The organism is uncultured Apibacter sp. (genome assembly GCF_946479295.1).
Lineage (GTDB): Bacteria > Bacteroidota > Bacteroidia > Flavobacteriales > Weeksellaceae > Apibacter.
Map to the genome: position 1 here is coordinate 1 of NZ_CAMLFD010000026.1, position 7,277 is coordinate 7,277.

6 protein-coding genes are annotated in these 7,277 nt (G+C 30.5%); all 6 read right to left on the minus strand.

The window, feature by feature from the left end; genetic code table 11:
• A partial coding sequence (locus Q0T35_RS10890; RefSeq protein ID WP_295843094.1) for an ankyrin repeat domain-containing protein occupies positions 1–602 on the minus strand: 602 nt, incomplete at its 3' end.
• Positions 603–639: 37 nt separating this feature from the next.
• On the minus strand, positions 640–1,767 hold the full coding sequence (locus Q0T35_RS10895; protein ID WP_295843095.1) for a LysM peptidoglycan-binding domain-containing protein: 1,128 nt from the start codon (positions 1,765–1,767) through the stop codon (positions 640–642).
• A gap of 296 nt (positions 1,768–2,063) precedes the next feature.
• A complete protein-coding gene (locus Q0T35_RS10900; protein ID WP_295813164.1) occupies positions 2,064–3,053 on the minus strand; it encodes a zinc-binding dehydrogenase in 990 nt (329 codons plus the stop codon).
• A gap of 84 nt (positions 3,054–3,137) precedes the next feature.
• The gene (locus Q0T35_RS10905) at positions 3,138–4,322 is read right to left on the minus strand and encodes a family 10 glycosylhydrolase (RefSeq protein WP_293919311.1); all 1,185 of its coding nucleotides are present in this window, start codon (positions 4,320–4,322) and stop codon (positions 3,138–3,140) included.
• A gap of 81 nt (positions 4,323–4,403) precedes the next feature.
• A complete protein-coding gene (rmuC, locus tag Q0T35_RS10910) occupies positions 4,404–5,732 on the minus strand; it encodes a DNA recombination protein RmuC (protein ID WP_293919312.1) in 1,329 nt (442 codons plus the stop codon).
• A gap of 55 nt (positions 5,733–5,787) precedes the next feature.
• Positions 5,788–7,188, minus strand: a complete 1,401-nt coding sequence (locus Q0T35_RS10915; protein WP_295843096.1) for a dipeptidase — start codon at positions 7,186–7,188, stop codon at positions 5,788–5,790.
• Positions 7,189–7,277 lie beyond the last annotated feature (89 nt).

The following is a 7,277-nucleotide window of genomic DNA, read 5'->3' on the forward strand; positions in this document are numbered from 1 at the left end:
CCTGATAGGGCTATCTGCGCTGCATTTTCACAACTTCCGTATTCTTTATAATTGGCATCGGCTCCATAGCTGAATAATAAATCAAAATATTTCTGCATATTTTCATGTGACATCGCTAGATTTAGCGGTAACAAGCCTACGGGTGTATTGGGATTGGCGCCGTTTTCCAATAATAACTTTGTTAGTTTTAAATTCCCCCTGCCTACTGCAAAGGATATATTGGTTCTTTTTAACCCTGGTTTTTTCCCCGTTTTATTTATTGAAATTTTATTGGGATCTGCCCCCAAGCTTAGCAATGTTTTTACGGCAGAAAGGTCTTCCATCAAACAGGCATAATACAAATACCGAAACCCGCTTTTTTTGCTCAGGGCATTTATTTCTAAGGGATTTTCTGCTATTATACGCTTTATCTCTTTTGTGTTCCCTTTATAGATGGCTTCTGCCAAAGGTTGCTTTTCTTTTTCAAAACAATATTCCGGTGTGTATTTCCTGCGATTTTTACTTCTTATCGGATCATAGCAAGAGGATAGTATTGTCATGCTTAATATCAAAATTATAACGGTTAATAATTTATTTTTAGTTTTATGGGAAGTTCTAAGCATATATATTTATAATTTAGACTAGTACTTAATGCAATGTTCAATCAAATAAAAATCTACTTTTCAACTCTTCGTTAAAAATTTTAACGGGTTTACATTCTTCTTCATTCATTTCCACAAAATTTTCTGTGGATTCATCATGAGATATAAGTGTCAATTTATATCGAACTATGTAAAGTAATTCTTTACTCATTTGTTCTTTCGCATATATTATTGCATTTTCCAATTTTAGAGTTTTCTTATTGTAAAAATATTTGGACTCTAGTATAAAAACTGGAGAAAAAGAGGCGTGCAAAATCGATTTATATCCTTTTTCATATAATTCTTTAAAATGTTGCAATTTATTAGACGGTGCTTCAGCGGTAAGAGAAAAGACAAAATGATCTTTCGTTTCCTTGGAGGTATATTTCCAATCATAAGCTATATTATTTTCAGGAAATAGTAAGGAATTAACCACTATATTATTTTTCAAAGACATAGGATAAAGTACCGGATGCTTCAATGTGCCACTTGGAAATAAAATTACTTGATATAATAAATTCTCTTTTATATGGTTTGTTATATTTTGAAATGCCTTATCGTATTGTTCAACTATAATTTTCACAAAATCATCTTGCATTTCATGGAATTTTACATATTTGAATTTAATTTCTTCCCATTTTTCTAAAATTTCTGTTTTGTTAAGTACTTCTCGTATGGTATTATCTTTATTTAAAGCCAATTGTAAATGATCCGTTGATTTATTAATCGTATTAATAATTTCCAAAAGTGGTTGCAGTTGTGCAGTACTCTTTAATATTTTTTTGTCTGTAATTGTTATTTCAATACCGTTAGAATTCTTAGAGAATTCCCATAGATTCTCTGTCTCATATGTACTTATAAGATCGTCTTTAATAAATAATGCATTCTTGATTTCTACTTCATACTTTCCCCCGGTTTCTAAGGAAAATTGATTTTGATTTTTTACTAATCCATCCTGGATAACTTCTTCTTCTCGTATAAGTATTTCTTTTATATGGGAGGGGATCATGTTTTCACCGGGTAATAGATTACTTAATTCGCAATGTAAATTATGATATTCCCTAAGGGCTTTGGCAGTTGTTTGAAATATTTCGGCAATGCGTTGCAGAGTATCTCCTTTTTTTACTTTGTAACTTTTATAAGACATTGTTTATGTAGTTCGTTTCAGGACAAATATAATTAAAATAAATGAACGAATTTATTACACTTTTTATAAATAATATTTCATATATTTTATACTTATTACACAATAAATATAAAATAATATAAAGATTTGGATATTGAATATTATTGGATAAGATAGGTTTAATTTATAAAAAAAAGAGATTGAATTAATCTCTTTTTTTTATTTATATTATATATCCAAATTTATATTATAGCTAATAATGATTATGTATAATAATATTTGGTATAATAATCATTATTCAAATATATCTACGATGTTTATAATTCAATCAAATACTTATGGTAAGAATTATTTTTTTTCATATCAGCAAGATGAGCAGGTAAATTTTCAAATGAATTAATTTTTTGGTCCCTCTGCTTTAATTTTCCATTACTTATCTGTTGTAAAAGGTTTTCTCCGTCTTCCATAAGTTGTGCAATTTGCCTATTGGTAGCATACTGATGAAATGCTCCTAATGCTATTTCATGTAAGGATACACAGGTGGTAAAAGGAGGTAAAGTATTCTCTGCTACCCGATCCTGAATAGCAACCATATGTCCATAATAAGCAATTAAAGGAAGCAATGAAGCCGCATGTGCCCCACTAACGGTATCGAATATGACATCAAATAGATTTCCATGTAAAATCTCTTTAATTTCATGATTCCAATTATTATTTTTATAGTCTACAGCTTTGACAACTCCCATTTTATAATATTCGTGATGATGATGTACATCTGAGGTAACATAAACTTTAGCTCCTGCGTTTAATGCTAATTGCGTAAGTAGGTATCCAACAGAACCACCGGCTCCACTAATTAATACGTTTTTATTAACCAAATCGGGAATTTTACAAAATGACTGCCAGGCTGTCAAAGTTGGACAAGGAAATGCTGCAGCAGCAAAATTACTTAGCGTTTCAGGAATTTGCATGCATCTATTCCCTTTGATAATAGTGTGGGTAGCAAAACTTCCTTGTTGAGTAAGGTCTGAATGATAACATACTCTCGCCCCGATTTGCATCTGCTTCATTTTGCTACCGGTTTTCACAACGATACCGGCTCCATCTACTCCTGGAATTTGATTTTTATTCCAACTGGGATTTCCTGAAGATATAAGTTTCCAATCCACAGGATTTAGACCGATTACAGAATTTTGGACTAATATTTCATCCTCTTCTAAATCTCTTAATTTAAAATCTTTAAGAATTAGTTCGCCTGGTTCACCTTTATGTTGCCAACACCAAGCTTTTGAATATATATTTGTCATAATTATTTGATATTTTAGATAGTATTTTAACGATAGCCGCTCGTTAGAATATATATTTATATTGTCCCAGATATATACAGAAACTTATTCTGCAAAAGGGCCGGTAACTAAATTGGTTAGCACTTGTTTGGGATCGTTTGCTAAGGATTTGTAACTGAAAAATATACTTCCTTTTATTTCCGGAAATTCTCTATTATAATAAACTTGCTCTATAAGCTCATTGGGATTTTTCCATTGATTTACTCTATACGCGGCCATTCCTATATAAAGTTTGGTGTTGGTTTCTTTTGCCATAAGGCTCCACCATTCTGCTAAAGTAGAATAATCGGCAAGATTATGTCCTCTGTGCCAATACAATTGAGGTGCTACATAATTTAACCAACCTTTTCTCATCCATAACAGAACATCTGCATATAAATCGTCATAATTTTGTAATGCTTTGGTTTTAGAGCCTTTTGGATCGTTGCTTTGATTTCTCCAAACTCCAAAAGGACTAATCCCAAATTCAATATTACTATTTTTGGATTTTATATTTTTATATAATTTCTCTACAAAAGTATTAATGTTATTTCTTCTCCAATCTGCTTTACTAGCAAATGTAACTCCGTATTTGGAATAGGCGGCAAAATCCGGATAATCTAACTTGCCAACCTTATAGGGATAAAAGTAGTCGTCTAAATGAATTCCATCTACTTGATAATTTTCAACAACTTCCATAATAGACTCTATAACATAATCCCGTACTTCGGGAAGTCCTGGATTTAAATATAATTGATTTGCATATCTAACTACCCAGTTAGGATGTTTAAAAGCAATATTATCGGTTGCCAATGAACTCCAATTTGCATTTACAGAAGAAAGTCGAAATGGATTGAACCAGGCATGTATTTCAATATTTCTTTTATGTGCTTCATCTACCATGAATCCGAGCGGATCATATCCTGGATCTACTCCTTGGGTTCCAGATAAATAACCCGACCACGGACTTAATTTTGAACGATATAAGGCATCAGAGGCCGGTTTTACCTGAACAATTATAGCATTCATGTTCCATTTTTTTACATTATCGAGCAAGGTTATAAATTCTTCTTTTTGCTGTTCAGAAGGTAATCCGGGTTTGGAAGGCCAATCAATATTTAAAAATGTAGCGACCCATACTGCCCTAAACTCTTTGGTAGTTTTTTCTTCTTCAGGTTTATGGGTGCCGGCAAATATGATTGTACATGATAATAGATTTAGTAATATCAAAAATAATCTTTTACTATTCATTTATTTTAATATTTTAATTGCCTTATTAATTTAATTATAATTTTAAAGGAAATATTTTTTACTGTTTTTTTTTAATACTTATTAATCACCCTCTATAATTTGAGCTTTATTAACGATTTCTTCAGGCAAAGTTTTGTTTGCTTTTGCTCCCATTTTTTTTAATTTCTCTATATGAGAAACGATGTTGCCTCTACCTTCAACTAATTTATTCATAGCCTGCCCGTATTCATTTTTAGCCTCGTCCATTTTTTTTCCAATACGCAGTAAATCTTGTAAGAAACCTTCGAATTTATCGTACAGGTTTCCGGCTGTTTTAGCTATTTCATAAGCATTCTTTTGTTGCTTTTGGTTATTCCACATACTATCTATGGTTTTTAAAGTAGCTAAAAGTGTGGAAGGTGTAACGATTACTATATTTTCTTCAAATGCTTTATTATATAAAGATGAATCTTGATTTAAGGCTACAGAAAAAGCAGTTTCAATTGGAATAAACAGTAGTATGAAATCTAAGGTATTATCGGCATATAAGTTATGATAATTTTTAGATGATAATTGTTGAATATGTTTTTTTATAGAATTAATATGATCTTTTAAATAATTATTTTTATCCTCTTCGTTATCATCATTTATATATCTTTCATATGCGATAAGGGAAACTTTGGAATCTATAATCATCTTTTTGTTGTCCGGAAGATGTATAACTACATCAGGAATATACCGCTTACCTTCTTCAGAATATAAACTTTCCTGTATAAAATATTCTCTATCTTTTTCCAATCCTGACTTTTCAAGAACCCTTTCCAATACTAATTCTCCCCAATTCCCTTGAATTTTAGTATCTCCTTTAAGGGCTTTAGTTAGATTTTCTGCTTCTTGTGATATTCTTATATTCTGGTTTTGTAAATACTGCAACTGTTCCTTCAACGAGACATATATACCTATATTCTCTTTTTGACTATCTTCAACTCTTTTCTCAAATATTGCAATCTTTTCTTGTAGAGGATCCAGTATATTTTTTATATTATGTTTATTTTGTTCTGTAAACTTTTCTGTTTTCTGCTCTAAAATTTGACTGGCTATAATTTCAAATTCTTTCCTAAGATTATTTTGAATCTCTATTATCTCCTGTTTTTGTTCCTGATTTTTATGTACTAAATTTTCAAAATCTGCATCTTTTCGTGTTAATTCTAAAAGCAATTGCTCTCGCTCTTTTAAAATATTTTCCTTTACAAATAATTCATTTTCCAACGCTTTCTCAGAAATAATTAATTTATTATTTATTTCCTTTATTTTTTCATTTAAAAGAATTTTTTCGGATTGATCAGATATATAATTTATTTTTTTACCTATATAAATTCCTAGTAACAAAAAAATTATACCACCTATTAAAACCAAAAATAATTCTATCATATATCTATGTTATTAAATTTGCAGATTGGAAAATATAATTTAAATTGAAATTTATCTATGAATTTTTCTTTTTAAGATTTTCAGTATAGTATTTAAAGAAATAAGGAATGGTTTCAATTCCTTTATAAAAATTGAATACCCCATAATGTTCATTTGGAGAATGAATGGCGTCACTATCTAATCCAAATCCCATTAAAACCGATTTAGCTCCTAACACTTCTTCAAATAAAGAAACAATAGGAATACTTCCTCCTGTTCTATAAGGTAAAACTTCTTTATCAAAAGTTTTTTCCATCGCCAATTTTGCAGCTTTATAACCTGGATCAGTGGAAGGTAAAACATAAGCATTTCCTCCATGATGAGGAGTAACAGTTACTTTCACACTTTTAGGGGCTAAAGATGTAAAATGTTCAGTAAACAGTTGGGTTATTTCTTCCGGATTTTGATCCGGAACCAGTCTCATTGATATTTTTGCATAAGCCTTTGAAGGTATAACAGTTTTAGCTCCTTCTCCTGTATAGCCTCCCCATATACCATTTACATCAAGTGTTGGACGTATAGATGTTCTCTCAAGCGAATTATATCCTTTTTCACCTTCAGTATCATTTAAACCGATTGATTTCTTAAATTCTTCTTCATTAAATGGAAGTTTATTTAATTCTGCCCTATCCTCCGGAGTTAATTCAATAACTTTATCATAAAATCCTTTAACTGTAATTTTCCCATCCTTATCAATTAAAGACGCAATCATAGATGAAAGCACATTAATTGGATTGGGAACAGCTCCTCCATATAATCCGGAATGCAAATCTCTGTTGGGCCCTTCTAACTCTACTTCTACATAGCTCAAACCTCTTAATCCTGTAGTTACGGTTGGAATTTGATTCGAGAAAATATGAGTATCTGAAATGAGAATTATATCGCAAGACAGTTTACTAGTATTTTCTTTTAAAAAACTTCCTAAGTTAACCGATCCAACTTCTTCTTCACCCTCAACAATAATTTTAACATTACATGGTAATGTATCTGTTTTAATAAGAGATTCTATTGCTTTTACATGCATAAAAAACTGTCCTTTATCATCTGCTGAACCTCTAGCATAAATTGCTCCTTCAGGATGTATGTCAGTTTTTTTTATAATTGGATCAAAGGGATCAGATTCCCACAAATTTAAGGGATCAGCTGGTTGTACATCATAATGTCCGTAAACTAAAACTGTTGGAAGTTCTGAATTAATAATTTTATCTGCATAAACTACAGGATTTCCTTTAGTTTGGCAAATTTCAACATGATCTAATCCTGATTCTCTTAAATTTTTAGAAATGGTTTCTGCACAGTTTATTATTTCTTTCGAGTAAGAAGAATCTGCACTGATAGAAGGGATTCTTAATATTTCAAATAATTCGTCTAAATATCTTTGTTTATTTTCTAATTGGTATTGATGTGCCTTATTCATTTATTTGGTATTATAATAACAAATATATAAATAAAAACAAGGTTATCCCCAATAGGTTTAAGATTTTAGTGTATGTTAAGTAAATAGGG